Origin of the sequence: Streptomyces sp. NPDC049970, assembly GCF_040660235.1 — a bacterium.
GTDB lineage: Bacteria > Actinomycetota > Actinomycetes > Streptomycetales > Streptomycetaceae > Streptomyces.
On the sequence record NZ_JBFALP010000011.1, the window covers coordinates 164,996 to 189,557 of the forward strand.

General features: G+C 71.6%; 24 protein-coding genes. 13 read left to right on the forward strand and 11 right to left on the reverse strand.

Annotated elements, in window-relative coordinates; genetic code table 11:
- Nucleotides 1-63 precede the first annotated feature (63 nt).
- Nucleotides 64-1,284 carry an acetyl-CoA C-acetyltransferase gene (locus tag AB0I83_RS20755; protein ID WP_363305650.1) on the reverse strand — a complete coding sequence of 407 codons (1,221 nt, stop codon included), beginning with the start codon at nucleotides 1,282-1,284 and terminating at the stop codon, nucleotides 64-66.
- A 216-nt stretch (nucleotides 1,285-1,500) separates the two neighbouring features.
- Nucleotides 1,501-2,538 carry an SGNH/GDSL hydrolase family protein gene (locus AB0I83_RS20760; RefSeq protein ID WP_356844217.1) on the reverse strand — a complete coding sequence of 346 codons (1,038 nt, stop codon included), beginning with the start codon at nucleotides 2,536-2,538 and terminating at the stop codon, nucleotides 1,501-1,503.
- A gap of 155 nt (nucleotides 2,539-2,693) precedes the next feature.
- Here AB0I83_RS20760 and AB0I83_RS20765 point away from each other — a divergent pair, with 155 nt between their 5' ends.
- A complete protein-coding gene (locus AB0I83_RS20765) occupies nucleotides 2,694-4,097 on the forward strand; it encodes a cystathionine beta-synthase (protein WP_363305651.1) in 1,404 nt (467 codons plus the stop codon).
- A 309-nt stretch (nucleotides 4,098-4,406) separates the two neighbouring features.
- On the opposite strand, the gene AB0I83_RS20770 is transcribed toward AB0I83_RS20765, so the two are convergent.
- Nucleotides 4,407-4,826 (reverse strand): hypothetical protein, encoded by a 420-nt coding sequence (locus tag AB0I83_RS20770; protein ID WP_363305652.1) that lies wholly within the window; start codon nucleotides 4,824-4,826, stop codon nucleotides 4,407-4,409.
- Nucleotides 4,827-4,953: 127 nt separating this feature from the next.
- On the opposite strand from AB0I83_RS20770, the gene AB0I83_RS20775 reads away from it, so the two are divergent.
- Nucleotides 4,954-5,757, forward strand: coding sequence for a maleylpyruvate isomerase family mycothiol-dependent enzyme (locus AB0I83_RS20775; RefSeq protein WP_363305653.1), 804 nt, complete (start codon nucleotides 4,954-4,956; stop codon nucleotides 5,755-5,757).
- A 41-nt stretch (nucleotides 5,758-5,798) separates the two neighbouring features.
- On the opposite strand, the gene AB0I83_RS20780 is transcribed toward AB0I83_RS20775, so the two are convergent.
- A complete protein-coding gene (locus AB0I83_RS20780; protein ID WP_363305654.1) occupies nucleotides 5,799-6,380 on the reverse strand; it encodes a thioredoxin domain-containing protein in 582 nt (193 codons plus the stop codon).
- A gap of 147 nt (nucleotides 6,381-6,527) precedes the next feature.
- Between AB0I83_RS20780 and AB0I83_RS20785 the strand changes: the two genes are divergently transcribed.
- A complete protein-coding gene (locus AB0I83_RS20785; RefSeq protein WP_363305655.1) occupies nucleotides 6,528-7,376 on the forward strand; it encodes a MurR/RpiR family transcriptional regulator in 849 nt (282 codons plus the stop codon).
- A gap of 97 nt (nucleotides 7,377-7,473) precedes the next feature.
- Here AB0I83_RS20785 and AB0I83_RS20790 read toward each other — a convergent pair whose 3' ends face one another.
- The 4 genes from AB0I83_RS20790 to AB0I83_RS20805 all read right to left on the reverse strand — a co-directional run bounded on the left by AB0I83_RS20790 (nucleotide 7,474) and on the right by AB0I83_RS20805 (nucleotide 9,635).
- Nucleotides 7,474-7,848, reverse strand: a complete 375-nt coding sequence (locus tag AB0I83_RS20790) for a hypothetical protein (protein ID WP_356536490.1) — start codon at nucleotides 7,846-7,848, stop codon at nucleotides 7,474-7,476.
- Between the two features lie 85 nt (nucleotides 7,849-7,933).
- Nucleotides 7,934-8,401, reverse strand: a complete 468-nt coding sequence (locus AB0I83_RS20795; protein WP_363305656.1) for a roadblock/LC7 domain-containing protein — start codon at nucleotides 8,399-8,401, stop codon at nucleotides 7,934-7,936.
- 38 nt (nucleotides 8,402-8,439) lie between these two features.
- Entirely contained in the window at nucleotides 8,440-9,234 is a 795-nt protein-coding gene (locus AB0I83_RS20800; protein ID WP_363305657.1) for a transcriptional regulator, read from the reverse strand.
- Entirely contained in the window at nucleotides 9,231-9,635 is a 405-nt protein-coding gene (locus AB0I83_RS20805; protein ID WP_363305658.1) for a hypothetical protein, read from the reverse strand. The genes AB0I83_RS20800 and AB0I83_RS20805 overlap by 4 nt, the downstream gene beginning before the upstream one ends.
- A 352-nt stretch (nucleotides 9,636-9,987) precedes the next feature.
- On the opposite strand from AB0I83_RS20805, the gene hutU reads away from it, so the two are divergent.
- The 4 genes from hutU to hutI all read left to right on the forward strand — a co-directional run bounded on the left by hutU (nucleotide 9,988) and on the right by hutI (nucleotide 15,642).
- On the forward strand, nucleotides 9,988-11,652 hold the full coding sequence (gene hutU, locus AB0I83_RS20810) for a urocanate hydratase (RefSeq protein WP_356536483.1): 1,665 nt from the start codon (nucleotides 9,988-9,990) through the stop codon (nucleotides 11,650-11,652).
- A 173-nt stretch (nucleotides 11,653-11,825) separates the two neighbouring features.
- Complete coding sequence (locus tag AB0I83_RS20815; protein WP_363305683.1) at nucleotides 11,826-13,040, forward strand: allantoate amidohydrolase; 1,215 nt, start codon at nucleotides 11,826-11,828, stop codon at nucleotides 13,038-13,040.
- Nucleotides 13,031-14,404, forward strand: coding sequence for a formimidoylglutamate deiminase (locus tag AB0I83_RS20820; RefSeq protein ID WP_363305659.1), 1,374 nt, complete (start codon nucleotides 13,031-13,033; stop codon nucleotides 14,402-14,404). The genes AB0I83_RS20815 and AB0I83_RS20820 overlap by 10 nt, the downstream gene beginning before the upstream one ends.
- Before the next feature lie 56 nt (nucleotides 14,405-14,460).
- Complete coding sequence (gene hutI / locus AB0I83_RS20825) at nucleotides 14,461-15,642, forward strand: imidazolonepropionase (RefSeq protein WP_363305660.1); 1,182 nt, start codon at nucleotides 14,461-14,463, stop codon at nucleotides 15,640-15,642.
- Between the two features lie 138 nt (nucleotides 15,643-15,780).
- Here the strand turns inward: hutI and AB0I83_RS20830 are convergent, their stop codons facing one another.
- Nucleotides 15,781-16,746, reverse strand: a complete 966-nt coding sequence (locus tag AB0I83_RS20830; RefSeq protein ID WP_363305661.1) for an RNA polymerase sigma factor SigF — start codon at nucleotides 16,744-16,746, stop codon at nucleotides 15,781-15,783.
- A 292-nt stretch (nucleotides 16,747-17,038) separates the two neighbouring features.
- Between AB0I83_RS20830 and AB0I83_RS20835 the strand changes: the two genes are divergently transcribed.
- Together AB0I83_RS20835 and AB0I83_RS20840 are read left to right on the forward strand one after the other, a co-directional pair.
- Nucleotides 17,039-17,407: an STAS domain-containing protein gene (locus tag AB0I83_RS20835; protein ID WP_356536477.1), complete on the forward strand. Its 369-nt coding sequence runs from the start codon at nucleotides 17,039-17,041 to the stop codon at nucleotides 17,405-17,407.
- Nucleotides 17,408-17,605: 198 nt separating this feature from the next.
- The gene (locus AB0I83_RS20840) at nucleotides 17,606-18,097 is read left to right on the forward strand and encodes an ATP-binding protein (RefSeq protein ID WP_356536475.1); all 492 of its coding nucleotides are present in this window, start codon (nucleotides 17,606-17,608) and stop codon (nucleotides 18,095-18,097) included.
- 102 nt (nucleotides 18,098-18,199) lie between these two features.
- Here AB0I83_RS20840 and AB0I83_RS20845 read toward each other — a convergent pair whose 3' ends face one another.
- Nucleotides 18,200-19,690: an oligopeptide:H+ symporter gene (locus AB0I83_RS20845; RefSeq protein ID WP_363305662.1), complete on the reverse strand. Its 1,491-nt coding sequence runs from the start codon at nucleotides 19,688-19,690 to the stop codon at nucleotides 18,200-18,202.
- Nucleotides 19,691-20,180: 490 nt separating this feature from the next.
- On the opposite strand from AB0I83_RS20845, the gene AB0I83_RS20850 reads away from it, so the two are divergent.
- A complete protein-coding gene (locus AB0I83_RS20850) occupies nucleotides 20,181-20,858 on the forward strand; it encodes a response regulator transcription factor (protein WP_363305663.1) in 678 nt (225 codons plus the stop codon).
- A gap of 15 nt (nucleotides 20,859-20,873) precedes the next feature.
- Complete coding sequence (locus tag AB0I83_RS20855; RefSeq protein ID WP_363305664.1) at nucleotides 20,874-22,139, forward strand: ATP-binding protein; 1,266 nt, start codon at nucleotides 20,874-20,876, stop codon at nucleotides 22,137-22,139.
- 27 nt (nucleotides 22,140-22,166) lie between these two features.
- Here AB0I83_RS20855 and AB0I83_RS20860 read toward each other — a convergent pair whose 3' ends face one another.
- A complete protein-coding gene (locus AB0I83_RS20860; RefSeq protein WP_356536469.1) occupies nucleotides 22,167-22,685 on the reverse strand; it encodes a GtrA family protein in 519 nt (172 codons plus the stop codon).
- A 188-nt stretch (nucleotides 22,686-22,873) separates the two neighbouring features.
- Between AB0I83_RS20860 and AB0I83_RS20865 the strand changes: the two genes are divergently transcribed.
- Together AB0I83_RS20865 and purE are read left to right on the forward strand one after the other, a co-directional pair.
- Nucleotides 22,874-24,025, forward strand: coding sequence for a 5-(carboxyamino)imidazole ribonucleotide synthase (locus tag AB0I83_RS20865; protein WP_356536467.1), 1,152 nt, complete (start codon nucleotides 22,874-22,876; stop codon nucleotides 24,023-24,025).
- Nucleotides 24,022-24,558, forward strand: a complete 537-nt coding sequence (purE, locus tag AB0I83_RS20870) for a 5-(carboxyamino)imidazole ribonucleotide mutase (protein ID WP_363305665.1) — start codon at nucleotides 24,022-24,024, stop codon at nucleotides 24,556-24,558. Before AB0I83_RS20865 ends, purE begins: the two co-directional genes overlap by 4 nt.
- Nucleotides 24,559-24,562: the final 4 nt, after the last annotated feature.

Genomic DNA, 24,562 nt, shown 5'->3' on the forward strand with positions numbered 1-24,562 from the left:
TCGCCTGCGCTGCGGGCAGGTGCCGCCCTCGTGCCTCGGGCGACCCCTACCCTCCGCTACGACTCAGCTCAGCCGCTCGATGACCATGGCCATTCCCTGGCCGCCGCCCACGCACATCGTCTCCAGGCCGAACTGCTTGTCGTGGAACTGCAGGCTGTTGATCAGCGTCCCGGTGATGCGGGCACCGGTCATGCCGAAGGGGTGGCCGACCGCGATGGCGCCGCCGTTGACGTTGACCTTGTCCAGCGGCAGGCCGAGGTCCCGGTAGGACGGGATGACCTGGGCGGCGAACGCCTCGTTGATCTCGGCCAGGTCGATGTCGTCGACGGTCAGCCCGGCGCGCTTGAGCGCCTGCTTGCTGGCTTCGACCGGTCCGTAGCCCATGATCTCGGGGGACAGGCCGGAGACGCCGGTCGAGACGATGCGGGCCAGCGGGGTCAGGCCCAGCTCGCGCGCCTTGGTGTCGGACATGATGACGAGTGCGGCGGCGCCGTCGTTGAGGGGGCAGCAGTTCGCCGCCGTGACGAGACCGTCGGGGCGGAACACCGGCTTCAGGCCCTGCACGCCCTCCAGGGTGACTCCGGCGCGCGGGCCGTCGTCCTTGGAGACGACCGTGCCGTCCGGGGTCGTCACGGGGGTGATCTCCCGCTCCCAGAAGCCGTTCTTGATCGCTTCCTCGGCGAGGTTCTGCGACCGCACGCCGAACTCGTCCATGTCCTGGCGGGTCACGCCCTTGATCCGGGCCAGGTTCTCGGCGGTCTGACCCATCGAGATGTACGCGTCCGGGACCAGGCCCTCCTCGCGCGGGTCCGTCCAGCTCGCCCCCGACTCCTCGGCACGGGCCGCGGTGCGGGCCTCGGCCTCGGCGAAGAGCGGGTTGTGGGTGTCGGGCAGGCTGTCGGAGTTGCCCTTGGCGAAACGGGACACCATCTCGACGCCGGCGGAGATGAAGACGTCGCCCTCGCCCGCCTTGATGGCGTGCAGGGCCATGCGGCTGGTCTGCAGCGAGGAGGAGCAGTAGCGCGTGACCGTACAGCCGGGAAGGTGGTCCATCCCCATCTGTACGGCGATGATGCGGCCCAGGTTGTTGCCCTGCTCGCCGCCGGGGAGGCCGCAGCCGAGCATCAGGTCGTCGATGTCCTCGGGGTCCAGCTCGGGGACCTTGGCCAGCGCGGTCCGGATGATGGTCGCGGTCAGGTCGTCCGCGCGCAGGTCCTTGAGGGACCCCTTGAAGGCCCGGCCGATCGGCGAACGGGCAGCAGAGACGATCACGGCTTCGGGCATCACGCGGCTCCATGAGGGCTGGAAGGCAGGAAAGGCTGGGCTGCCTTGGAAGTTACCCGGACGTATAGCTGAGGTCACCCGACAGGCGATGTGATGCGGACCTCTTTTCTAAGCAACCGCTCAGTCGCCCGCGTTGTTCCCGTCCTCCGTGCAGCCGCGCCGCCGCGCGTACTCTCCGCCGCCCGCGCCACGGACCCCACGCAAGCCCCCTCAGGCTCAGGCCCGGCGCCACGTCGCACCCGACCCGTGCCCGGGCATCCGCCCGCCGCCGGTGTCCGTGTCCGGCTGCCGCACCGGCTCGGTGTGGGCGGGGAGACGCCGACGGCGGCGGTGCTTGAGGAGGGCCCAGGGCGCCCGTGCCCCGGTCACCTCCGTACCCGCTTCCCGCGCGGCCCGTGAGGCCGCCTTGGCCACCGGCAGCATGCCCTCGCGCCGCGAGCCGTCCAGGCGGTCGGACTCCGGCCACAGGCCCAGGGCCGCGCAGAGCGTCGGCAGCATCGCCATCGACGCGGTCGCGTACCCCTCGGCGGAGGGGTGGTAGTTGTCGGGTCCGAAGAGCTCCCGCGGATTCGCCTCGAACTCCGGGCCGAGCAGATCGCCCAGCGAGACGGTGCGGCCGCCCTGCTCCACCGCGCCGATCGTCTGGGCCGCCGCGAGCTGCCTGCTCACCCGGCGGGCCAGCCAGCGCAACGGCTGGTAGACCGGCTCGATCGTGCCCAGGTCGGGGCAGGTGCCCACGATCACCTCCGCGCCGGCCGTGCGGAGTCTGCGTACGGCCGTGCTCAGGCAGCGCACCGACTGGGTCGCGGGCATCCGGTGGGTCACGTCGTTCGCGCCGATCATGATCACGCAGACGTCCGGCACCCCCGAGGGGTCCGCCAGCACCGTCGAGACCTGCCGCTCCAGGTCGTCCGAGCGGGCCCCCGGCAGCGCCACGTTCCTGAAGTCGACCGGCCGTTCGGCGACCGCCGCCAGCCCGGACGCCAGCAGGGCCCCGGGAGTCTGGCCCGCCCTGCGCACCCCCTGGCCGGCCGCCGTCGAGTCACCGAGCAGGACGAAGCGCAGCGGGTCGGCGGGGCCGGCGAACGCCACCCCGTACCGCCCGTCCGCACTCGGCGGGACAGGTGCCGTCCCGCCGCCCACCAGCCGTTTCGCCAGCTGCACCTCGGCCAGCACCAGACCCACCGTCGCCGCACCGATCAGCCCGACGCCACCTCCGCCGTAGGCCGCACCCGCTGCGATCCGCCGTGCCACCCTTGCCCTCGACACAGTCCGGTCCACCTCCTCCATGCCGTACAGCCGTCCACAGCACTTCCTGCCCCGTCGGGGGCCCGGCCCAATCGCCTGGTCCAATCTCCCCCACGTACGCATAGTCTTGCTTGACCATCTCGGAGATCCCGGAGTACACGGTGCAATTCCACGATTCGATGATCAGTCTTGTCGGCAACACCCCGCTGGTCAGGCTGCGCAATGTATCGGCAGGCATTCAGGCGACGGTCCTGGCCAAGGTCGAGTACTTCAACCCCGGCGGGTCGGTGAAGGACCGCATCGCGCTGCGCATGATCGAGGCCGCCGAACAGAGCGGTGAACTGAAGCCCGGCGGCACCATCGTCGAGCCCACCAGCGGCAACACCGGTGTGGGCCTGGCGATCGTCGCCCAGCAGAAGGGCTACAAGTGCATCTTCGTCTGCCCGGACAAGGTGTCCACGGACAAGATCAACGTGCTGCGCGCGTACGGCGCGGAGGTCGTCGTCTGCCCCACCGCGGTTGACCCGGAGCACCCGGACTCGTACTACAACGTCTCCGACCGCCTGGTCCGCGAGACGCCGGGGGCCTGGAAGCCCGACCAGTACTCCAACCCCAACAACCCGCGCTCGCACTACGAGACCACGGGGCCCGAGCTCTGGGAGCAGACGGAGGGGAGGATCACCCACTTCGTCGCGGGCGTCGGCACCGGCGGCACGATCACCGGTACGGGCCGCTACCTCAAGGAGATCAGCGACAACCGGGTGCGGGTCGTCGGCGCGGACCCGGAGGGCTCCGTCTACTCGGGCGGCTCCGGGCGCCCCTATCTCGTGGAGGGCGTCGGCGAGGACTTCTGGCCGAGCGCCTACGACCGCACGGTCACGGACGAGATCGTCGCGGTCTCGGACAAGGACTCCTTCCAGATGACCCGCCGCCTCGCCAAGGAGGAGGGCCTCCTCGTCGGCGGTTCCTGCGGCATGGCCGTCGTCGCGGCACTGGAGGTCGCCAAGGGCCTCGGCCCCGACGACGTGGTGGTCGTCCTGCTGCCGGACAGCGGCCGCGGCTACATGAGCAAGATCTTCAACGACGAGTGGATGGCCGACTACGGCTTCCTCGAGGACACCGGCACCTCCGCCCGGGTCGGCGCCGTCCTCGACTTCAAGGAGGGGCCGCTGCCCTCGCTCGTCCACATGCACCCGGAGGAGACGGTGGGCGAGGCCATCGACGTGCTCCGCGAGTACGGCGTCTCCCAGATGCCGATCGTGAAGCCGGGCGCCGGGCACCCGGACGTGATGGCCGCCGAGGTCATCGGATCCGTGATGGAGCGGCAGCTCCTGGACGCGCTGTTCACCCAGCGGGCCACGCTGTCCGACTCGCTGGAGAAGCACATGTCGGCCCCGTTGCCCCAGGTCGGCTCCGGTGAGCCGGTCGAGGACCTGATGGCCGTGCTCAGCGCTGCGGACGGTGCCGACGCGGCGATCGTTCTCGTCGAGGGCAAGCCGACCGGCGTGGTGAGCAGGCAGGACGTGCTGGCCTTCCTGGCGAAGGACGCCGCCCCGAAGCAGTGACCGCCGGCTTCCGGAGTCCGCGAAAAACGGTACGAGCGCGACACGTTCGCGCAGCACCGGCTTAACACGGCTCCGGCAGAGTGATGGGTGTCGGCAGGGAAACCCGCCGGCACCACATACGGCGACACGGACTACGGAGCGGCTCCCGGACCTCCACCGTCGCCAGGACGCGGCACCCGGCCCTGACCCGGGCCCGCGTCCCTCGCGGGGACCGCCGTCGTCCCGCCCTCCGGGCAACCGGGGGTGCGGCGGTCCCCGCGCCATACTCCAGCGCCGACGCCGCCGGGTGCCCTTCCCCCGCGGTCCCGCTCAGCCGTCCAGGTCGGACGAGACCCGCCGCCTCCCCCGGGACCACGGCCAGGTGCGCGAGGCGTGGACGGCGTTGACTCCGAGAATTCCGAGCCAGGCCACGACGAGCCCGCCGATCCCCGCGTTCGCGACACCGATCGCGGAGAGCGGGACGGCGAGCACCAGGGAGACGGCCCCGAAGCCGAAGCGCTCCCCGAAGGTCCCGTCCGCGGCGGCGGGCCGCGCACCGCTCCTGGCGGCCACCGTCCGCTGTTCGGCGAGGTGGCGCCGCACCCCGCGGTCGAGCGTGTCGTCGAGGCGCCGCTCGACCTTCTCCAGGAACGAGTCGACGAGCGCGGAGTCGTACTCCGGCCCCAGCTCGGCGCGGGCCTTCAGGGTTGCGTCGAGCTCTCGCCTGAGCTCGGGATCACGGGCTTCCATGCGCCTTACGGTACGAATCCGAGCCGTCCGGGGCAGTAGGGGCAGCCCCCCTGTTTCGGCTCCCGCGCGGGGCGGGCCGTACCTCTTCGGCGTAGCGTTGGGCGGGGGAAGCTCGGAAGGCGTGCCCATGGCCACCACCACACCGTCCGCACGTGCCATCCCCCGTACGTCCGGGACGCGGGCCCGCGAGGTCAACGAGGCGGAGCTGCGGGCGACCCTTTCGACCTTCCGGGAGCTGTCCGACGAGGACTGGCAGCGCCCGACCGCGTGTTCCGGCTGGACCGTCCGGGACATGTTCGCCCACACCGTCGGCCAGTACGAGGAACTCCCGCGCCCCTGGGTCGCCGTGCGGCGGATCCGGCGGGCCCGGCGCACCCACCCCGATCTCGGCCCGCTCGACGGGCACAACGAGAGCCAGATCGAGGACCGGCGGGACGTCCCGGGGCGCGAGCTGATCGGCGCGCTCGCCCACTACGCACCACAGGCCGTCATCGCCCTGCGCCGCACCCCCGCCGCCGTACGCAGGAAGGTCCGGCCGAGTCTGCTCCACCCCGAGGCGAAGGCGCTGCCCGACGACTCGGTGGAGTACCTGTACTGCGTCCTCGTCGCCCGCGACACCTGGATGCACCGGATGGACCTCGCCGACGCCACCGGCACCGAGCCGGTGCTGGACCGGCACGACCGGGAGATCGTCGACCAGGTGGTCCTCGACCTGGCCCTCGCCTGGACGGGCCCCGCGGCGGAGCTCGACCTCCACGGACCCGCGGGAGGGAACCGCCTGCTGGGCATCGGCACCCCCGCGGCCACCCTCCGCGCCGACGCGGTCGACTTCGCGCGGCACCTGTCGGGGCGGCCGACGCGGGGGCGCCTGGAAGTGGAGGGCGGGGCCGGGGCGCGGGCGGCGCTCATGGCGGCGCGCGTCGTGTTCTGAGGGACGGGCCCCGGCGGGTGCGTCACCTCGGCGAGGCCGTCTCAGCGGGGCGTGACCTCGGCGAGGAACGCCTCGGGGGTGACCGCGTACCCCAGGGAGTTGATGACGGCGACCGGGGTGCGGTCGATCAGCACCGTGGGGGTGGAGCTGACGCCGCTCGTCCCGAAGGCCGCCGACACCTGTGCCGCCCAGGGCAGATAGGTGCGCTCCATGACCTTCTGCCGGAAGGCGTCGGTGTGCAGCGCCTCGACCTCACCGGCAAGGCGCAGCAGGAAGTCCCGGTCGGCGAAGGCGTCGACGTCCTCGCTGGGCTGGTCGGCGTACAGCGCCCGCAGGTAGTGCATGAACGGCTTCTGGCCCTCGTCCGCCGCGGCTCCCAGCGCGGCCAGTGCCTCCAGGGAGCCGCTGCCGCCCGCGGAGTCGTCGATGAAGGTGCCGAAATGGTGGTCGATCGCGAACCGGCCCTCGTCGGCGGCCCGCTCCATGACGGCCCCCAGGCCGAGCTCCATGCGTTTGCAGTACGGGCAGCGCAGGTCGGCGTAGACGCTCAGCACGTGCGCGGCATCGGCGTCGCCGTAGCGGACGATGATGCCGCCCGGCCCGTTCGTATTGACTGGGATCATGGATCCAGGGTCCGCAGGGAAGAGCGGTCCCGCAATGCGAGGGGGCGTGTCCGGGGGGTGGACCTGTATATGGACATGCAGAGCGCTTGCTGGCTGAATGGATTCCCCGGTGCCTGACCGGCACGGCGGAACTCCGAGAGGGACAGCATGAGCGGGAGCAGCCCGGCTGCACGGTTGCAGCGGCTCTTCGACGGGCAGCGGCTCACGCCCACCCAGCGGCGGATCGCGCACTCCATGGTCCGGCGTGCCGCCGACGCCCCGTTCCTGTCGAGCGTGGAGCTGGCCGAGCTGGCCGGGGTCAGCCAGCCGTCCGTCACGCGCTTCGCCGTTGCGCTCGGGTTCGACGGGTACCCGGCCCTGCGCAGACACCTGAGGGACGTCACGCCGTCCGGGGCGGACGGCGGGGGTGGGGTGGAGGAGAGTCTCAACGAGTACCAGCAGGCTGTGCGGGCCGAGATCGACAACCTCCGGCAGCTGTCCGAACTGCTCGCCGACCCCGCCCCGGTCGAACGGGCGGGCCGGCTGCTCGCCGAATCGAGGCCGCTGCTCGTGCTCGGTCTGCGGGCCGCCTCCTCGCAGGCCCGCGGCTTCGGCTACTTCGCCGCCAAGGTGCACCCGGACGTACGGGTGCTCGACGAGGGCGGCAGCATGCTGCACGACCGGATCGACGCCGCGCGGCGGGCGGGCGCGAGCGTGCTGCTCTGCTTCGCGCTCCCGCGCCACCCCCGCGAGGCCGTGGACGCGCTGGCGTACGCCCGTGGGCAGGGGCTGCGCGTCGTGACCGTGGCCGATTCCGCCTTCGCGCCGGTGGCCGCGCACAGCGATCTGCTGATCCCTGGGGCTGTGGGCACGGGCCTCGCGTTCGACACCGCCTGCGCGCCGATGCTGCTGGGGCGGGTGCTGCTGGAGGCCATGTGCGACGGGCTGCCCGAGGCGCAGGCCAGGCTGGAGGAGTTCGACGCGCGCGCGGCCGAGCGGGGGTTGTTCGTCGACTGACCCGGCCGTCCGCGGCACCCGGCCGGGCTTCGCGGGCGCGGGACGCCGCGCCCCGGTGTCGGGGCGCGGCGTCCCGCGCCGGTGGAGTGCCGGGGTCTCAGACCTCCAGCTCGTTCTCGATGTTTCTCAGCTGGTGGCGGGCCATCGCGAGGTTCGCACGGCCGGAGTCCAGTACGAGGTAGAGGAACAGGCCGTTGCCGCCACGGGTCTTGAGCAGCCGGATCAGGTGGTACTGACCGCCGAGGGTGATCAGGATGTCCTCGATCTCGTCCTTGATCCCCAGGTGTTCCATGGTCCGGAGCTTCGCCCGTACGACGTCGGTGTTGCCGGCGGCCGCTACGTCCAGGTTGAACTCCTTGCCACCCCCGAGGGTGCCGAGGGCCATGCCGCTGGTGTAGTCGACGAGTGCGACACCGAGGGTCCCCTCGATCGACGCCATCGCGGCCTTCAGTGAGGCTTCGGTGTTGGCCATGATGCTGGTTTCCTTCCGTGGCCGGCCCGGTGGCCGGTCCGTTACTTGCTGGGCAGGGGTGTCACGTACGTGCTCGGTGCGGGTGTCACGCGGTATCCGGTGGGGTGGGGCGACGGGGCAGGGCTCGGGACTGCGGGGGCCGTGGCGGAGGCACGGGGCGCTCGACGCGGTCCTGGGCCGCGTCGACCATCTCGCCGATGCGCGCGCCGGCCCGTCTGCCTTCCAGGTGGAGGCGGCCGACGTTGATGCGGTCCTCGGCCAGCAGGGTGAGGACGGCGGAGGAGCCCGCCGCGTAGGTGGCGACGTAGCCTGATCCGCCGCGGATCAGGAGCTCGCGGAAGCCGCCGCGTCCGGTGGCGTCGGTCATCCGGATCGAGACGCCGAGTGCGGCCGCGGTCAGGGCGGCGATGCCCTCCGCCTCCATGCCGGGGATGTCCTGCGCGACGACGAGGCCGTCGGTGCTGGCGGCGAGTGCGCCGGTCAGCAGCGGAACCCGGGCGCGTAACCGCTGGAGCTCGTCGAGGACATCCTGCGCTTCGACCTCGGGCACCATCAGCTGTCTCCTCCCGGCACGCTGTCTGAGCGCGCGAATCACAGGGCCTCCAATGCGTCTCTGAGCCGGCGCAGCAGGTCGACGTCGGGGTCTGTGGTGACCTCCGGCAGCGTGATCCGGCCGGTCACCGCCGCGGACGCCGTCGGACGGACCGCCCCGACCAGTCCGGCTGCCGCGAGCCGGCGCAGGTCCACCAGGGTGTGGAAGGCCGAGCGGCCCAGCTCCTGCGCGATGTCCGTGGCGGTGCGCTCGCCGTCCACCAGGTCCAGGACGCGGCGCTGGCGTGCCGGGACCGGGGCGTCCACCGGGTGTGCGGTGGCGACGAGCGGGGCGCTGTCGGTGAGCGCGTCCGGCCAGATCCGGTCGAGCAGTTCCCGGCGCCGGAGCGTCTCGCGCTGCACGGCGTCCACGGGGACGGGGCGGACGGGGCCTATCCAGTGGGAGACCCCGTAGCGGAAGCGGGCCGGGGTGTTCGTGGGGGCCAGGGCGAAGAAGGCCGCGTCGTACAGCGCCCCGAGGTGGCAGAGCTCCAACGCGCCGCCGGGAACCGATCCGCTGTCCACGAGGTAGCGGCCGACCCGCTGCCCGGCGCCCGCCCGGGCGACGGCGTCCCACCAGCCCTTGGTGGGCAGGGCCCCGCCGGCGGTGAGCAGGACGTCGATTCCGGGGGTTGCGGGGCTCTCGGCGTGCACGACCTGGCCGTCCGCGAGGTACAGGGTGCCGCGGTCGCGCATCAGCGCGCCGGTCGCGCGCTCGTCCGCGAGCCGCTGGAGCATGGGGGAGGGCGCGGCCCGCTCCAGGAGGCCGGGCTCGGCGGCGGCGGTGGGTCTCATGCCAGGACCAGCCGCTCCGCTATCTCGCCCAGTCGTATGCGGGCCATGGCGAGGTTGCCTTCCGCCCGGTCCAGCCAGAGGTGGAGGAAGACGCTGCTGTCGAAGGCCGTCTCGACGAAACGGAGGATGTGGTAGCCGGGCACCGTGGTGACGATGACGTCCTCGACGGCGGGTACGGGCGGCAGCTGCGGGTCGGCGGAGGTGTCCGGCTCCGCGAAGACCGGCTGCTCGGCGGCCATCCGCGCCACCTCGGCCGTCTCGGCGGCGGTGGCCTCGTGGTCGCCGTTGGGTGACTCGCCGATGGTGCCGAGCGCGAGGCCACTCGTCCAGTCGACCACCGCGGCGCCCCGGGCCCCGGGCAGCCTCATGACTTCGAGCAGGCACTCGTCGATTCCGGGCAACGTGGACTCCCCTCCCGGCGTGGCTTACGGGTGTAGTTGAGAGGCTACGCAACGTGCTCGGTCCTGGTGGGTGTTCTGGCATTTTCCACAGGTACATGCGAAAGGCCTTGCGGGGGAGGGCAGATGGGCGCGCGGCAGTCGGTCGGAACCGGTCCGTCCTGTTGTCCTTCCGGGGTGGATCCGGTCGGTTCTCGGCTCCCCTCGGGCAGGCTCCCGGCCGGACACCGCCACCTTCCGGACGCCTCCGGGGCCGATCCGGTCGGCGGCGCGTGGCCCGTACCCCCTGTTGACTAGGACTATTCAGGTAGACAGGATGTGAATAGGAGAGTCACATTCGCGAGGAGGCATCCCCATGTCAGGACCCCGCCCCGTACGGGCACCGCGCGGTACGGAACTGAGCACCCTGGGATGGCCGCAGGAAGCCGCCCTCCGGATGCTTCAGAACAACCTCGACCCCGAGGTCGCCGAACACCCCGACAAGCTCGTCGTCTACGGCGGCACCGGCAAGGCCGCCCGCGACTGGCGGTCCTTCGACGCCATGGTCCGTACGCTGCGGACGCTCAAGCAGGACGAGACGATGCTCGTGCAGTCCGGGCGGCCGGTCGGCGTCATGCAGACCCACGAGTGGGCGCCGCGGGTCCTGATCGCCAACTCCAACCTGGTGGGCGACTGGGCCAACTGGGAGGAGTTCCGCCGCCTGGAGGCCCTCGGGCTCACCATGTACGGGCAGATGACCGCGGGTTCCTGGATCTACATCGGGACCCAGGGCATCCTCCAGGGCACGTACGAGACGTTCGCCGCCGTCGCCGCCAAACGGTTCGGCGGAACGCTGGCCGGCACCATCACGCTGACCGCCGGGCTCGGCGGCATGGGCGGCGCCCAGCCGCTCGCCGTCACGATGAACGACGGCGTCGCCCTCTGCGTCGACTGCGACCCCCGCGCCATCGAGCGCCGGATCGAGCACCGCTTCCTGGACGTCCGGGCCGATTCGCTCGAACACGCCCTCCAGCTCGCCGTCGAGGCGCGCGACGCGCGCCGCCCGCTCTCCATCGGCCTGCTCGGCAACGCCGCGGAGCTGCTGCCCCGCATGCTCGCCGAGGGCGCCCCCGTCGACATCGTCACCGACCAGACGAGCGCACACGACCCTCTCGCCTACCTGCCCGTGGGCGTGGACTTCGACGACATGGCCTCCTACGCGGCGGAGAAGCCGGCCGACTTCACGCTGCGCGCCCGGGAGTCGATGGCCGCGCACGTCGAGGCGATGGTCGGCTTCATGGACGCGGGGGCCGAGGTCTTCGACTACGGCAACTCGATCCGCGGCGAGGCCCAGCTGGCCGGTTACGCCCGGGCGTTCGACTTCCCCGGCTTCGTGCCGGCGTACATCCGGCCGCTCTTCTGCGAGGGCAGGGGTCCCTTCCGGTGGGCCGCGCTCTCGGGCGAGGCCTCGGACATCCACAAGACCGACAAGGCGCTGCTGGAACTCTTCCCGGAGAACGAGTCGCTGCACCGCTGGATCAGGATGGCCGGGGAGCGGGTCCACTTCCAGGGGCTGCCGGCCCGGATCTGCTGGCTCGGCTACGGCGAACGCGACCGGGCCGGCGAGCGGTTCAACGACATGGTGGCGAGCGGTGAGCTCGCCGCACCCCTGGCCATCGGACGCGACCACCTGGACTGCGGTTCGGTCGCCTCGCCCTACCGGGAGACCGAGGCCATGCTCGACGGCTCCGACGCCATCGCGGACTGGCCGCTGCTGAACGCCATGGTCAACGTCGCCTCCGGGGCCTCCTGGGTCTCGCTGCACCACGGTGGCGGCGTCGGCATGGGGCGGTCGATCCACGCGGGTCAGGTCACGGTCGCCGACGGCACGGAGCTCGCGGGCGAGAAGATCCGGCGGGTGCTCACGAACGACCCCGGGATGGGTGTCATCCGGCACGTCGACGCGGGGTACGACATCGCGGAGTCCGTCGCCTCGGACAAGGGCGTGCGGGTCCCCATGGCGGAGGACGACGACCGGTGACCGGGACGGCGGGTGGCGGGCCGGAGCTGCGGCCGACGGCCGGAACGGCCGGAACGGCCGGTGGCGGTACGGCCGGTACGGCGGGTGGCGGGTCGGAGCCGGCGGCCGTGCGGGGGAGCGGCGGGCCGGGCGCCCGGTCCGGGCCGGCGGGCGGAGCCGAGTCGTTCCAGGGGATGTGGCGCGGTCTGAAGCCCCTCGGGCTCGACCCCGGGAGCGGGGGCTACCGGCGTTACGCCTGGACCGGCGCCGACCTGGAGTGCCGGGAGTGGTTCCGAGCCCAGGCGGAGTCGCGCGGGCTGGTCCACGAGATCGACCGCAACGGCAACCAGTGGGCGTGGCTCGGCGATCCGCTCGCCGGGGACGCCGTGGTCACCGGGTCCCATCTCGACTCCGTGCCCGACGGCGGAGCCTTCGACGGGCCGCTGGGCGTGGTCTCCTCGTTCGCCGCTCTGGACGAACTCCGCAGCAGGGGAGCGGAGTTCACCAGGCCCTTCGCCGTCACCAACTTCGGCGACGAGGAGGGGGCCCGCTTCGGTCTTGCCTGTGTCGGGTCCCGGCTGGCCGCCGGGCAGCTGACCCGCCAGGACGCGCACCGGCTCCGCGACGGGGACGGCGTCCCGCTGCCACGGGCCATGGAGGCGGCCGGCCACGACCCGGACGCCATCGGGCCCGACCCCGAACGCCTCGCCCGCATCGGCGCGTTCGTCGAGCTCCACGTGGAGCAGGGGCGCGCCCTCGACCTGAGCGGGGACCCGGTCGGGATCGCCTCGGCCATCTGGCCGCACGGCCGCTGGCGGTTCGACTTCCGGGGCGAGGCCAACCACGCCGGCACCACACGGCTCACGGACCGGCGCGACCCGATGCTCACCTACGCCGAGACCGTGCTGGCGGCCCGGCGAGAGGCGGAGCTCGCCGGAGGTCTCGCGACCTTCGGCAAGATCGCCGTCGAGCCCAACGGGGTCAACGCGATCCCCTCCCTCGTCCGTGGCTGGCTCGACTCGCGCGCCGCCGACCAGGCGACTCTCGACGCCGTGGTCACCGCGGTGGAGCGGGCGGCGCGGGAGCACGCAGAGCGGGCCGGTATCGATCTCGACGTCGTACGCGAGTCGTTCACCGCGGTCGTGGAGTTCCAGCACGCGCTGCGCGACGAGATCGGCCGGATCCTCGGGGGGCGCGGCACGGAGGGCACCGGACAGGCGGTGCCCGTGCTGGGAACCGGAGCCGGACACGACGCGGGTATTTTGTCCGCTTCCGTGCCGACCGCCATGCTGTTCGTACGGAACCCCACCGGGATCTCGCACTCGCCCGCCGAGCACGCCGCGGAGGACGACTGCGTGGCCGGGGTGAGGGCACTCGCCGACGTACTGGAAGGTCTCGCGTGCAGCTGACAACGCAACCGACGGGCACGGGAACACCGGTCACCGCGACGTACTGGATGTCGCACGCCTGGCTGGGCAGGCACGTCGAACCGGACGTGCTCGTGGACGTCGCCCACGGGCGCGTCGCCGGTGTCCGCACGGGCATCGGAACACCGCCCCCGGGCGCCGTCGTGCTGCGCGGTCTGACCCTCCCCGGACTTGCCAACACCCATTCGCACGCCTTCCACCGGGCCCTGCGCTCCACCGTCCAGGTGGGCTCCGGCACCTTCTGGACGTGGCGCGAGATGATGTACCGCGCCGCGGCCCGGCTCACCCCCGACACGTACTACGACCTGGCACGTGCCACCTACGCCGAGATGGCACTGGCCGGCATCACCGCCGTGGGCGAGTTCCACTACCTCCACCACGCGCCCGGCGGCACGCCCTACGACAACCCGAACGCGATGGGCGAGGCGCTGATCGCCGCAGCGGCCGAGGCGGGCATCCGCATCACCCTGCTGGACACGGCCTATCTCGCCGCGGGCTTCGGGGAGAAGCCGAGCCGGCACCAACTCCGCTTCTCCGACACCACGGCCGACGCCTGGGCCGAGCGCGCCTCCCTGCTCAAGGGGGGCGAGCACGCGTTGATCGGCGCCGCGATCCACTCCGTGCGCGCGGTGCCGGCCGGGCAGCTCGCCACCGTCGCGCGGTGGGCCCAGGAGCGCGGGGTCCCGCTGCACGTCCACCTCTCCGAGCAGACGGCGGAGAACGACGCCTGTCTCGCCGCCCACGGCCGCACACCCACCCGGCTCCTCGCCGATCACGGTGTCCTCGGCCCGCACACCACCGGCATCCACAACACCCACCTCACCGCCGAGGACATCGAGCTGCTCGGCACCTCCCGGACGGGCACGTGCATGTGCCCCACCACCGAGCGCGACCTCGCCGACGGCATCGGACCCGCGACGGCCCTCCAGGGCGCGGGTTCCACGCTCTCGCTGGGCAGCGACAGCCACGCCGTGATCGACCTCTTCGAGGAAGCGCGGGCGATGGAGCTCAACGAGCGCCTGCGCACCCACGTACGCGGTCACTGGACGGCCGCCGCGCTCCTCAGGGCCGCTTCCGCCGACGGACACGCCGCGCTGGGCCGCCCCGACGCCGGCGTACTCGAACCGGGCGCGCCCGCCGACCTCACCACCGTGGCGCTGGACTCGGTCAGAACAGCGGGGCCGGTGCCCCGGCTGGCGGCGGAAGCGGCCGTATTCGCCGCCTCCGCGGCCGATGTGCGGCACACCGTGGTCGCGGGGCGGCACATCGTCCGGGACGGCCTGCACACACTGGTCCAGGACGTGCCGGGAGCGCTCGCCTCGGCCATCGCCGCACTGCGCGGCTGAGCACCCCGAAAACCCCGGCACCGACACCGGGCGAACCCGACGAAAGCTGCCTCCGGATGACGACGACCACGACGACCGCCATCACCAACATCGCGAACCTGGTCACCAACGACCCCTCCCTCGGCGACGGGACCCCCCTGGGCCTGATCCGGGACGCGGCCGTCGTCATCGACGACGACCGCATCGTGTGGACCGGTGAGTCAAGCAGAACACCCGCCACTGACAACGCGGTCGACGCCGGTGGCCGGGCCGTGATCCCGGGCTTCGTGGACTCCCACTCCCACCTGGTGTTCGCGGGCGACCGCACCGCCGAGTTCAACGCCCGCATGTCCGGCCGCGCCTACTCCGCCGGCGGCATCCGCACCACCGTGGCCGCCACCCGTGCCGCCTCCGACGACGAGCTGTCCGCCAACGTCGCCCGCTATCTGGGCGAGGCGCTCCGCCAGGGCACCACCACCTTCGAGACCAAGTCCGGCTACGGCCTCACCGTCGAGGACGAGGCACGTGCCCTGCGCATCGCCGCCCGCCACACGGACGAGGTCACCTACCTCGGCGCCCACATCGTGTCCCCGGACTACGCGGACGACCCGGCCGGCTACGTGGACCTGGTCACCGGCCCGATGCTGGACGCCTGCGCCCCGTACGCCCGCTGGATCGACGTCTTCTGCGAGCGCGGCGCCTTCGACGAGGACCAGGCCCGCACGATCCTCACCGCGGGCCTGGCCAGGGGGCTGAGCCCCCGCGTCCACGCCAACCAGCTCGGTCACGGTCCCGGTGTACGGCTCGCCGTCGAGCTCGGCGCGGCCTCCGCCGACCACTGCACCCACCTCACCGACGCCGACCTCGAAGCGCTCGGCCAGGGCGACACGGTGGCCACCCTGCTGCCCGGCGCGGAGTTCTCCACCCGTGCGGCGTGGCCCGACGCCCGCCGCATCCTGGGCGCCGGTGCCACCGTCGCCCTGTCCACGGACTGCAACCCGGGCTCCTCGTTCACCTCGTCCATGCCGTTCTGCGTCGCCCTCGCCGTAAGGGACATGGGCATGACGCCCGACGAGGCGGTCTGGTCCGCCACCGCCGGAGGCGCCGCCGCGCTGCGCCGCACCGACGTCGGCCGCATCACCCCGGGTGCCCGCGCGGACCTGGTACTGCTCGACGCGCCGAGCCATGTCCACCTCGCCTACCGGCCGGGGGTTCCGCTGGTCGGCGCGGTGTGGCGGCGCGGCCGGCAGGTCGTCTGACCGGCCCCACCCCCGCCCGCGAGCGCCGTCCACAACGCGGAAGGACCCGCCCCGGCTGGGGCGGGTCCTTCCGCAAGGCTGTTCCACGGCGCTCGGAACGCCAGGTCACCCGGATCGCCGGGCACGTGTGGAACCGGGTCACTCGTCGAGGGTCAGGCCCCTCCTGAGCTTGACCAGCGTCCGGGACAGCAGCCGGGACACGTGCATCTGCGAGATGCCCAGCTCCTCGCCGATCTCGGACTGCGTCATGTTGGCGACGAAGCGCAGCGAGAGGATCCTGCGGTCGCGCTTCGGCAGCGAGGCGATGAGCGGCCTCAGCGACTCGATGTAGACGATGCCCTCGAGGTCGTTGTCCTCGTAGCCGAGACGGTCCGCGAGGGCGCTTTCGTTGTCGTCGCCGTACTCGTCGGGTTTGGCGTCCAGCGAACTGGCGGTGTACGCGTTGCTCGCGGCCATACCCTCGACGACCTCGTCCCGGGTGAGGCCGAGACGGTCCGCGAGTTCGGCCACCGTCGGTGCGCGGTCCAGCTTCTGGGCCAGCTCGTCGCCCGCCTTGGCGAGGTCGAGCCGCAGCTCCTGGAGCCGGCGCGGGACGCGTACGGACCAGCTGGTGTCACGGAAGAAGCGCTTGATCTCGCCGACGATGGTCGGCATCGCGAACGTCGGGAACTCGACGCCCCGGCTCAGTTCGAAGCGGTCGATCGCCTTGATCAGGCCGATCGTGCCGACCTGGACGATGTCCTCCATCGGTTCGCTGCGCGAGCGGAACCGGGAGGCGGCGAACTTGACCAGCGCCAGGTTGAGTTCGACGAGGGTGTTGCGGACGTACGCGTACTCGTACGTCCCCTCCTCGACGGTTTCGAGTCGCGCGAAGAGCGTCTTCGACAGCGCCCGGGCGTCGAGCGCGCCGATCTCGGCGTAGGGCGGGATCTCGGGGAGGTCCGCCGGCCCTTCGAGGCCCTCGTCGTGGAAGTCGTCGTCAGCGGTGGTGCCGGTGCTTCGGCCTGTTACGTCGTTCGCTGCGACGGAGTCGGAATCGGTCGGTCCCTGAGGACATGCCGACGTCGCGACGTGGGTACGCGATACGTCGAGCCGGGGTGACATGGTTCTCCTCCATCGTTCTCGGCATGTGGCTGCCGATGCCCATACGTGTTCCTGCGGTGAAGCGGCGCCTCCGAAGCCGATCGGATTCCTGGTCGAGCCGTGCCCTCTACCCATACCCGGTTCCAGCCATGAGTTACAAGCGCCAAATGCGCTTATATGTCCGGTTTGTTGAGTTCTCCGACTACCGTGTGGCGAGCGAAACGCGTAATGTCTCACGCACGTCGGGGGCAGCCACGATGAAGCCGCGCACACCGGGTGCCGCGGGTAGTGACGGACGGCGAAGAGGACATCAATGGACCGCGGGACGGTCGGAAGTGCGAACCGGGGTCGGCTGAACGTCGAGGTCCGCACCGAGGGGCGCAGCGAAGTCGTGACGCCGGCGGGTGAGCTCGATCATCACACCGCCGATCTGCTGCGGGAGCCGCTGGAGAGTGCCATCGAACAGGGGCGCACGCGCCTGGTGGTCGACTGTGCGCGCCTCGAGTTCTGTGACTCCACCGGGCTCAACGTGCTGCTCGGCGCGCGGCTGAAGGCCGAGGAGGCCGGCGGTGGTGTCCACCTGGCCGGAATGCGGCCTGTGGTGGCCCGCGTCTTCGAGATCACGGGAGCGGAAGCGGTGTTCACCGTCCACGCCTCGCTCGAAGACGCTCTGAGCAGCTGAGACGGGCGTTCCCCATGCCCCTCCCTGACCTCTGCGGCACCTTTTGTCGCCCGGGTCACGCTGTTGACGTAGCTGAAGTGGGTGTTGTCACCATTCGGCAGGGCAGGAGAGACCCGTCGGGGTCAGGAAGCCCGCACACTCTGTATCTGTTCGATATCTGTTCGTGGCAACACGGTGAATCGGTGAGGTGAAGCGCTGATGAGCACCACCCGGCAGCATCCGCCGGGCGACCTCGGCCGCGAGCCGGACGGCACGGGCACTGCCTCTGACGTCCCGGCCGACCGGCAGTGGCGCACGCTCTCGCTGAGGAACGCCAGCGGCATCGTGCCCACGGCCCGCGACTTCGCCCGGCAGGCGCTCCACGACTGGGGCTGGCTGCCGGCGGCGGGCGCGGACCGGCGGGCAGCCGCCGAGGACGTCCTGCTGGTCGTGTCCGAGCTCGTGACGAACGCCTGCCTGCACGCGGACGGCCCCGACGAACTCCGTATCGGCCGTACGACCGAAGCGCTCCGGGTCGAGGTCGTCGACCAGGGTGCGGGCCAGCCCGCGCCGCGCACCCCGCACCGCGCGGGGCGTCCCGGCGGCCACGGCATGTTCATCGTGCAGCGGCTCTGTCTGGACTGGGGCGTGACGCGTACGCCGGACCGGCCGGGCAAGACGGTCTGGGCCGAGCTCGCGGCACCCGCGTAGCCCGGCAGCGCTCGCGCCGGCGGCCGGCCGGGGGAACACGAGAAAGGGTCGCCGCACCGAATCGGTGCGGCGACCCTTTCTCGTGTCCGGACGTGGTCCGTGTCAGCGGACGTCGCCCATGAGGGTCTTGACCTTGCCGCGGTACATGAAGATCGCGGCACCGGCGGCCACCGCCAGGGCGGCCTGGAGGGTCACCACCCCGGTGCCGTTCAGCTCGACTCCCGCGATGGAGAGCAGGCCGGTGGTGCAGTCACCCGCGGTCACGGCCAGGAACCAGACACCCATCATCTGGCTGGCGTACTTGGCCGGGGCCATCTTCGTGGTGACCGACAGGCCGACCGGGGAGAGCGTCAGCTCGCCGACGGTCTGCACGAAGTAGATCGCGACGAGCCACATCGCGGCGGCCTTGTGGCCGTCGCCCGCGATGGTCAGCGGCGCCAGGAAGAGGAAGAACGACGCGCCGACCAGCACCAGGCCGGAGCTGAACTTCACGACCGTGCTCGGCTCCTTGCCCCGCCGGTTCAGGGCCAGCCAGAAGGCCGCGAAGACCGGGGCCAGCGCCATGATCAGGACCGGGTTGACCGACTGGTACCAGGAGACCGGGAAGTTCCAGCCGAGGACGGAGTTCTCGGCCGAGGATTCGGCGAAGATCGCCAGGGTCGAACCGCCCTGGTCGTAGATCATCCAGAAGATGGCGGCGGCGACGAAGAACCAGATGTAGCCGGACATCTTCTTCTGCTCGGTCTCGCTGAGCTCCTTGTCGCGCTTGATGCGCGCCAGGACCACGACCGGGATGACCAGGCCCGCGACCGTGATCGGGACCAGCAGCCAGTTGAGCGTGTAGACGCCGGTGACGACCGCGCCGACGTAGAAGACGGCCGCGACACCCAGCCAGATCATCGACTTGCGCAGCGTGGAGGCGCGCTCGTCGGCGGAGAGCGGCTTGGGCACGACGAGGCTGCGCCGGTCCAGGTGGCGGGTGCCGAGCAGGAACTGGGCGACGCCGAGTCCCATGCCGAGGGCCGCCAGGGCGAAGCCCAGGTGCCAGTTCACGTTCTCACCGACGGTGCCGATGATCAGCGGGGCGGCGAAGGCACCCATGTTGATGCCCATGTAGAAGATCGTGAAGCCACCGTCGCGGCGCGGGTCGTCCGGGCCGTCGTAGAGGTGGCCGACCATCGTGGAGATGTTGGACTTCAGCAGGCCGGAGCCGATCGCGACCAGGCCGAGCCCGGCGAAGAAGGTGCCCTCGGTCGGCAGTGCCAGCGTCAGGTGGCCGAGCATGATGACGCCGCCCGCGATGGCGACGGTCTTGCGGGGGCCCCAGACGCGGTCGCCGAACCAGCCGCCGGGCATGGCGAGGAGGTACACCAGCGACAGGTAGACCGAGTAGATCGCCGTGGCCGTGGCGGGGTTCATGTGAAGCCCGTTGGGAGCGATCAGGTAGAGCGGGAGAAGGGCGCGCATGCCGTAGTAGCTGAAGCGCTCCCACATCTCCGTCATGAAGAGTGTGGCCAGGCCGCGGGGGTGGCCGAAGAAGGTCTTCTCCGAGCCGGCTGTGCCGGCCGGGTCCTTCGTCAGGCTGGACGCCATGGTCGATCCTTGCTGGTCGGGACGCGCCGCCTCGTGAGCGGTACGCGCCCGGTGGGGGTAGCCGGCACCGTCGCGGACACGCCCTGCCCCCGACGCCTCGAGGGGATTCGATCCGGCCGCCCGCTCCGTGGGGGAGTTCGGGGGCGGAGTCATGGGTGCGGACCGCTCCGGGATCCACGCCCGGCGCGCGTCCTCGCGCTCCGGGCCCGGCCTACAGGTCGTTCACTGATCGGGGCCGGCGGGAACCGGCCCGTACACAAAAGTGACCCTTGGCGCGAAAAGCTGCCCAAAGGTCACTGAGTGGTGCAACAGGCGTCGGGACACCATACGACATGACACGCAGCGATATGGAAGGACTTGAGACATGGATCACAGGTCTGGGTGGAACCACGGTCCCATATTCGAAGGTGGATGACCGATTCGTTGCCCTGACCCGCAGGGCTCGCCGAGCGCCTCACCTCAGCGGTCCCGCGCGGACTACCATCACTGCATGACCCGTGTACTGCTCGCCGAGGACGACGCATCCATCTCGGAGCCACTGGCCCGCGCCCTGCGCCGGGAGGGATACGAGGTCGAGGTCCGAGAGGACGGTCCGACCGCTCTGGACGCCGGACTCCAGGGGGGCGTCGACCTGGTCGTGCTCGACCTGGGGCTGCCCGGAATGGACGGCCTGGAGGTCGCGCGGCGGCTGCGGGCCGACGGCCACGCCGTACCGATCCTGGTCCTGACCGCCCGGGCCGACGAGGTCGACACCGTGGTCGGACTGGACGCCGGGGCCGACGACTACGTCACCAAGCCGTTCCGCCTCGCGGAGCTCCTCGCGAGGGTCCGGGCCCTGCTGCGCCGCGGTGCCACCGAGCCGGTGCCGCAGCCCGCCACCCACGGCGTCAGGATCGACGTCGAGTCCCACCGCGCGTGGATGGGTGACGAGGAACTCCAGCTCACCGCGAAGGAGTTCGACCTGCTGCGGGTCCTCGTCCGGGACGCCGGCCGGGTCGTCACCCGCGACCAGCTGATGCGCGAGGTCTGGGACACCACCTGGTGGTCCTCCACCAAGACCCTCGACATGCACATCTCCTGGCTGCGCAAGAAGCTCGGCGACGACGCGGCCAACCCGCGCTACATCGCGACCGTCCGGGGCGTCGGCTTCCGGTTCGAGAAGAGCTGACGTACAGAGGCACTCATGCGCCGCCGCCTGATCAACTCCACGCTCGCCGTGGTACTCGTCGTGATCGCCGTCTTCGGCGTCTCCCTCGTCATCGTCGAGACCCGCACCATCAGCAACAGCGCGCAGGAGAGCGTCGACTCCGAGGCGTTCCGCCTGATCAGCGTCGTGGAGAGCCGTCTGCTCGGAGCCGAGCGCATCACCCCCGGCGTGCTGGCCGAGCAGGTCGACCCCAGCCGCTACGCCCGCGTCGAGATCCCGGGGCGGGCCCCCATCGAGGTCGGCGACCGTCCCACGGACGGTGTCATCCGCAGCACGGAGACGGGGGAGCAGGGCGAGAAGGTCACCGTCGAGGAGTCCCGCTCCGCGGTGACCCGCGAGGTCGGCCGGACCCTGCTGATCATCGGCGCCGTGGCCCTGCTCGCCATCGTCTCCGCCGTGCTCCTCGCCGTGCGGCAGGCCAACAGGCTGACCTCGCCGCTCACCGACCTCGCCGAGACGGCCGAGCGGCTCGGTTCGGGCGACCCGCGCCCCCGGCACAAGCGGTACGGAGTGGCTGAGCTGGACCGGGTCGCCGACGTCCTGGACTCGTCCGCCGAGCGGATCGCCCGGATGCTCACCGCGGAGCGGCGCCTCGCCGCGGACGCCTCGCACCAGCTCCGTACGCCCCTGACGGCCCTCTCCATGCGCATCGAGGAGATCTCGGTCACCGACGACCCGGAAATCGTCAAGGAGGAGGCGAACATCGCGCTCACCCAGGTCGAGCGCCTCACGGACGTCGTGCAGCGGCTGCTGACCAACTCACGGGACCCGCGCACCGGCTCCGCCGTCGTCTTCGACCTCGACGAGGTCGTCAAGCAGCAGATCGAGGAGTGGCGCCCGGCCTACCGGAGCGCCGGCCGGGCCGTCGTCTGCTCGGGCAAGCACGGGCTGGAGGCGGTCGGCACCCCCGGCGCCGTCGCCCAGGTGCTCGCCGCCCTGATCGAGAACTCGCTGATGCACGGTGGCGGGACGGTCGCACTGCGTACGCGTGTCATCGGCAACCAGGTCGTCGTCGAGGTGACCGACGAGGGCCCGGGTGTCCCCGCCGACCTCGGCGCGCGGATCTTCGAGCGCACCATCAGCGGCCGCAACTCCACGGGGATCGGCCTCGCCGTCGCCCGGGACCTCGCGGAGGCGGACGGCGGGCGGCTCGAACTGCTCCAGCAGCAGCCGCCGGTCTTCGCCCTCTTCCTCAGCCGGGTCGCGCCGAGCGGCAAGGAATCGGCACGGCCGGTGCGCTGAGGGGAGCGGGAGAGCTGCCCCGCCGGGTCAGTGGGCCACCGGGCCGGGCGCTACCTCGTCGGAGGGCCGCCGCTGCTCCAGAAACCGCTCCGCGTCGAGCACGGCCTCCTTGGCGGGCAGCGCCCTGAACACCCAGGTGCGGTAGGACCAGAAGCGGAACAGGGTGGCGATCCCGATGCCGAGGATCTTGAAGACGTTGCTCTGGACCGGGCTGTCCCAGCCGAAGCCGTACGTCGCGATGAAGAGCACCCCCGTCTCGATCACCGCGCCGACCGCGCTGAACAGCAGGAACAGCATCAGCTCCCGCGTCCGGCCGGTCTTGTCGCGGTCCCGGTAGGTCCAGTAGCGGAAGCCGACGTAGTTGAAGAGGATGGCGACGACCGTCCCCATCAGCCCGGCCCGCACCACCGGAATGTCCGTGGTCCGCCAGATCAGGTTGGACACGGCGATGTTGACGACCAGCCCGAGTGCACCGACCGCGCCGAACTTGGCGACCTCCCGGGCCAGCAGATCAAGCCGGGTCCGCAGTGCGCCCCGTTCGCTCATGATGATCGCTCAGCCCCGTCCGTTCGGTTTCGTCAACCCGGCCATGCTAACCAGCCCTCCCGTGTGATGCCCGCGAGCCCGTTGCGGCCGCGTGACGAGGGTGCTCCCCGGCCCGCCGGGGGCAGCGGACCGGGGGAGCCCCCAGGTGAGGGTGCGGGGACCTCCCGCACGCCCGATACCCTGGAGGCGTGACGTTCCCTGTAGTCGGCATGGTCGGCGGCGGCCAGCTCGCCCGTATGACCCACGAGGCGGGCATCCCCCTCGGCCTCAAGTTCAAGCTTCTGAGTGACACCCCTCAGGACTCGGCAGCCCAGGTGGTGAGCGAGGTCGTCGTCGGCGACTACCGCGACCTGGAGACGCTGCGCGCCTTCGCGCGCGGCTGCGACGTGATCACCTTCGATCACGAGCACGTGCCGACCGAGCACCTGCGGGCCCTGGAGGCGGACGGCATCCCCGTACGCCCCGGCCCCGACGCCCTGGTGCACGCCCAGGACAAGGGGGTGATGCGCGCGAAGCTCATGGAGATCGGCGCGCCCTGCCCCCGCCACCGCATCGTCGAGGACGCGGCCGACGCCGCGGCCTTCGCCGACGAGGTGGGCGGCTTCCCGGTCGTCCTGAAGACGGTCCGCGGCGGATACGACGGCAAGGGTGTGTGGGTGGTCCGCTCCGAGGCGGACGCGGCCGAGCCCTTCCGGGCCGGTGTCCCCGTCCTCGCCGAGGAGAAGGTCGACTTCTCCCGGGAACTGGCGGCCAACATCGTCCGCTCGCCGCACGGCCAGGCCGTCGCGTACCCGGTCGTCGAGTCCGTCCAGGTCGACGGGGTCTGCGACACCGTCATCGCCCCGGCACCCGAGCTGGACGAGCGCCTCGCCGGCGAGGCCCAGCAGCTCGCCCTGCGGATCGCCGCCGAGCTCGGCGTGGTGGGCCACCTCGCGGTCGAGCTCTTCGAGACGCGCGGAGCCGACGGGAAGCCCCGCATCCTCGTGAACGAACTGGCGATGCGCCCGCACAACTCCGGGCACTGGACCCAGGACGGCGCGGTCACCTCGCAGTTCGCCAACCACGTGCGGGCCGTCCTGGACCTCCCGCTCGGCGATCCGCGCCCGCGCGCCACCTGGACGGTCATGTGCAACGTCCTCGGCGGTGACTTCCCGGACATGTACCAGGCGTACCTGCACTGCATGGCCCGCGATCCGCAGCTCAAGATCCACATGTACGGCAAGGACGTGAAGCCCGGCCGCAAGGTCGGCCACGTCAACACCTACGGCGACGACCTGGCGGACGTGCGGGAGCGCGCCCGGCACGCGGCCGACTACCTGCGAGGAACGATCACCGAATGACCGACACCGCCTCCGGACCCGTCGTCGGGATCGTCATGGGCTCGGACTCCGACTGGCCCGTGATGGAAGCGGCCGCCAAGGCCCTCGACGAGTTCCAGATCGCCTACGAGGTGGACGTCGTCTCCGCCCACCGCATGCCGCACGAGATGATCGCGTACGGCGAGGAGGCGGCGGACCGCGGTCTCAAGGCGATCATCGCGGGAGCGGGCGGAGCGGCCCACCTCCCCGGCATGCTCGCCTCGGTGACCCCGCTGCCCGTCATCGGCGTGCCCGTCCCGCTGAAGTACCTCGACGGGATGGACAGCCTGCTGTCCATCGTCCAGATGCCGGCCGGTGTCCCCGTCGCCACGGTGTCCGTCGGCGGCGCGCGCAACGCCGGTCTGCTGGCCGCCCGTATCCTCGCCGCCCACGACGGCGAACTCCGCACCCGGATGAAGGACTTCCAGCAGGAGCTCAAGGAGCAGGCCACCGAGAAGGGCAAGCGGCTGCGCGCCAGGACGCAGAGCGCGGACTCCTTCGGCTTCGGGAAGTAGGCGG

Excerpts from the sequence above, each read along its gene's own strand:
- AB0I83_RS20815 (WP_363305683.1), top strand. The coding sequence starts at position 11,826 with ATGTGGCGCGGTCTGAAGCCCCTCGGGCTCGACCCCGGGAGCGGGGGC.
- AB0I83_RS20860 (WP_356536469.1), bottom strand. The coding sequence starts at position 22,685 with ATGAGCGAACGGGGCGCACTGCGGACCCGGCTTGATCTGCTGGCCCGG.
- AB0I83_RS20850 (WP_363305663.1), top strand. The coding sequence starts at position 20,181 with ATGACCCGTGTACTGCTCGCCGAGGACGACGCATCCATCTCGGAGCCA.
- AB0I83_RS20840 (WP_356536475.1), top strand. The coding sequence starts at position 17,606 with ATGAGCACCACCCGGCAGCATCCGCCGGGCGACCTCGGCCGCGAGCCG.
- hutI (WP_363305660.1), top strand. The coding sequence starts at position 14,461 with ATGACGACGACCACGACGACCGCCATCACCAACATCGCGAACCTGGTC.
- AB0I83_RS20830 (WP_363305661.1), bottom strand. The coding sequence starts at position 16,746 with ATGTCACCCCGGCTCGACGTATCGCGTACCCACGTCGCGACGTCGGCA.
- AB0I83_RS20800 (WP_363305657.1), bottom strand. The coding sequence starts at position 9,234 with ATGAGACCCACCGCCGCCGCCGAGCCCGGCCTCCTGGAGCGGGCCGCG.
- purE (WP_363305665.1), top strand. The coding sequence starts at position 24,022 with ATGACCGACACCGCCTCCGGACCCGTCGTCGGGATCGTCATGGGCTCG.
- AB0I83_RS20845 (WP_363305662.1), bottom strand. The coding sequence starts at position 19,690 with ATGGCGTCCAGCCTGACGAAGGACCCGGCCGGCACAGCCGGCTCGGAG.
- AB0I83_RS20855 (WP_363305664.1), top strand. The coding sequence starts at position 20,874 with ATGCGCCGCCGCCTGATCAACTCCACGCTCGCCGTGGTACTCGTCGTG.
- AB0I83_RS20775 (WP_363305653.1), top strand. The coding sequence starts at position 4,954 with ATGGCCACCACCACACCGTCCGCACGTGCCATCCCCCGTACGTCCGGG.
- AB0I83_RS20835 (WP_356536477.1), top strand. The coding sequence starts at position 17,039 with ATGGACCGCGGGACGGTCGGAAGTGCGAACCGGGGTCGGCTGAACGTC.
- AB0I83_RS20755 (WP_363305650.1), bottom strand. The coding sequence starts at position 1,284 with ATGCCCGAAGCCGTGATCGTCTCTGCTGCCCGTTCGCCGATCGGCCGG.
- AB0I83_RS20790 (WP_356536490.1), bottom strand. The coding sequence starts at position 7,848 with ATGGCCAACACCGAAGCCTCACTGAAGGCCGCGATGGCGTCGATCGAG.
- AB0I83_RS20780 (WP_363305654.1), bottom strand. The coding sequence starts at position 6,380 with ATGATCCCAGTCAATACGAACGGGCCGGGCGGCATCATCGTCCGCTAC.
- AB0I83_RS20795 (WP_363305656.1), bottom strand. The coding sequence starts at position 8,401 with ATGGTGCCCGAGGTCGAAGCGCAGGATGTCCTCGACGAGCTCCAGCGG.
- AB0I83_RS20785 (WP_363305655.1), top strand. The coding sequence starts at position 6,528 with ATGAGCGGGAGCAGCCCGGCTGCACGGTTGCAGCGGCTCTTCGACGGG.
- AB0I83_RS20770 (WP_363305652.1), bottom strand. The coding sequence starts at position 4,826 with ATGGAAGCCCGTGATCCCGAGCTCAGGCGAGAGCTCGACGCAACCCTG.
- hutU (WP_356536483.1), top strand. The coding sequence starts at position 9,988 with ATGTCAGGACCCCGCCCCGTACGGGCACCGCGCGGTACGGAACTGAGC.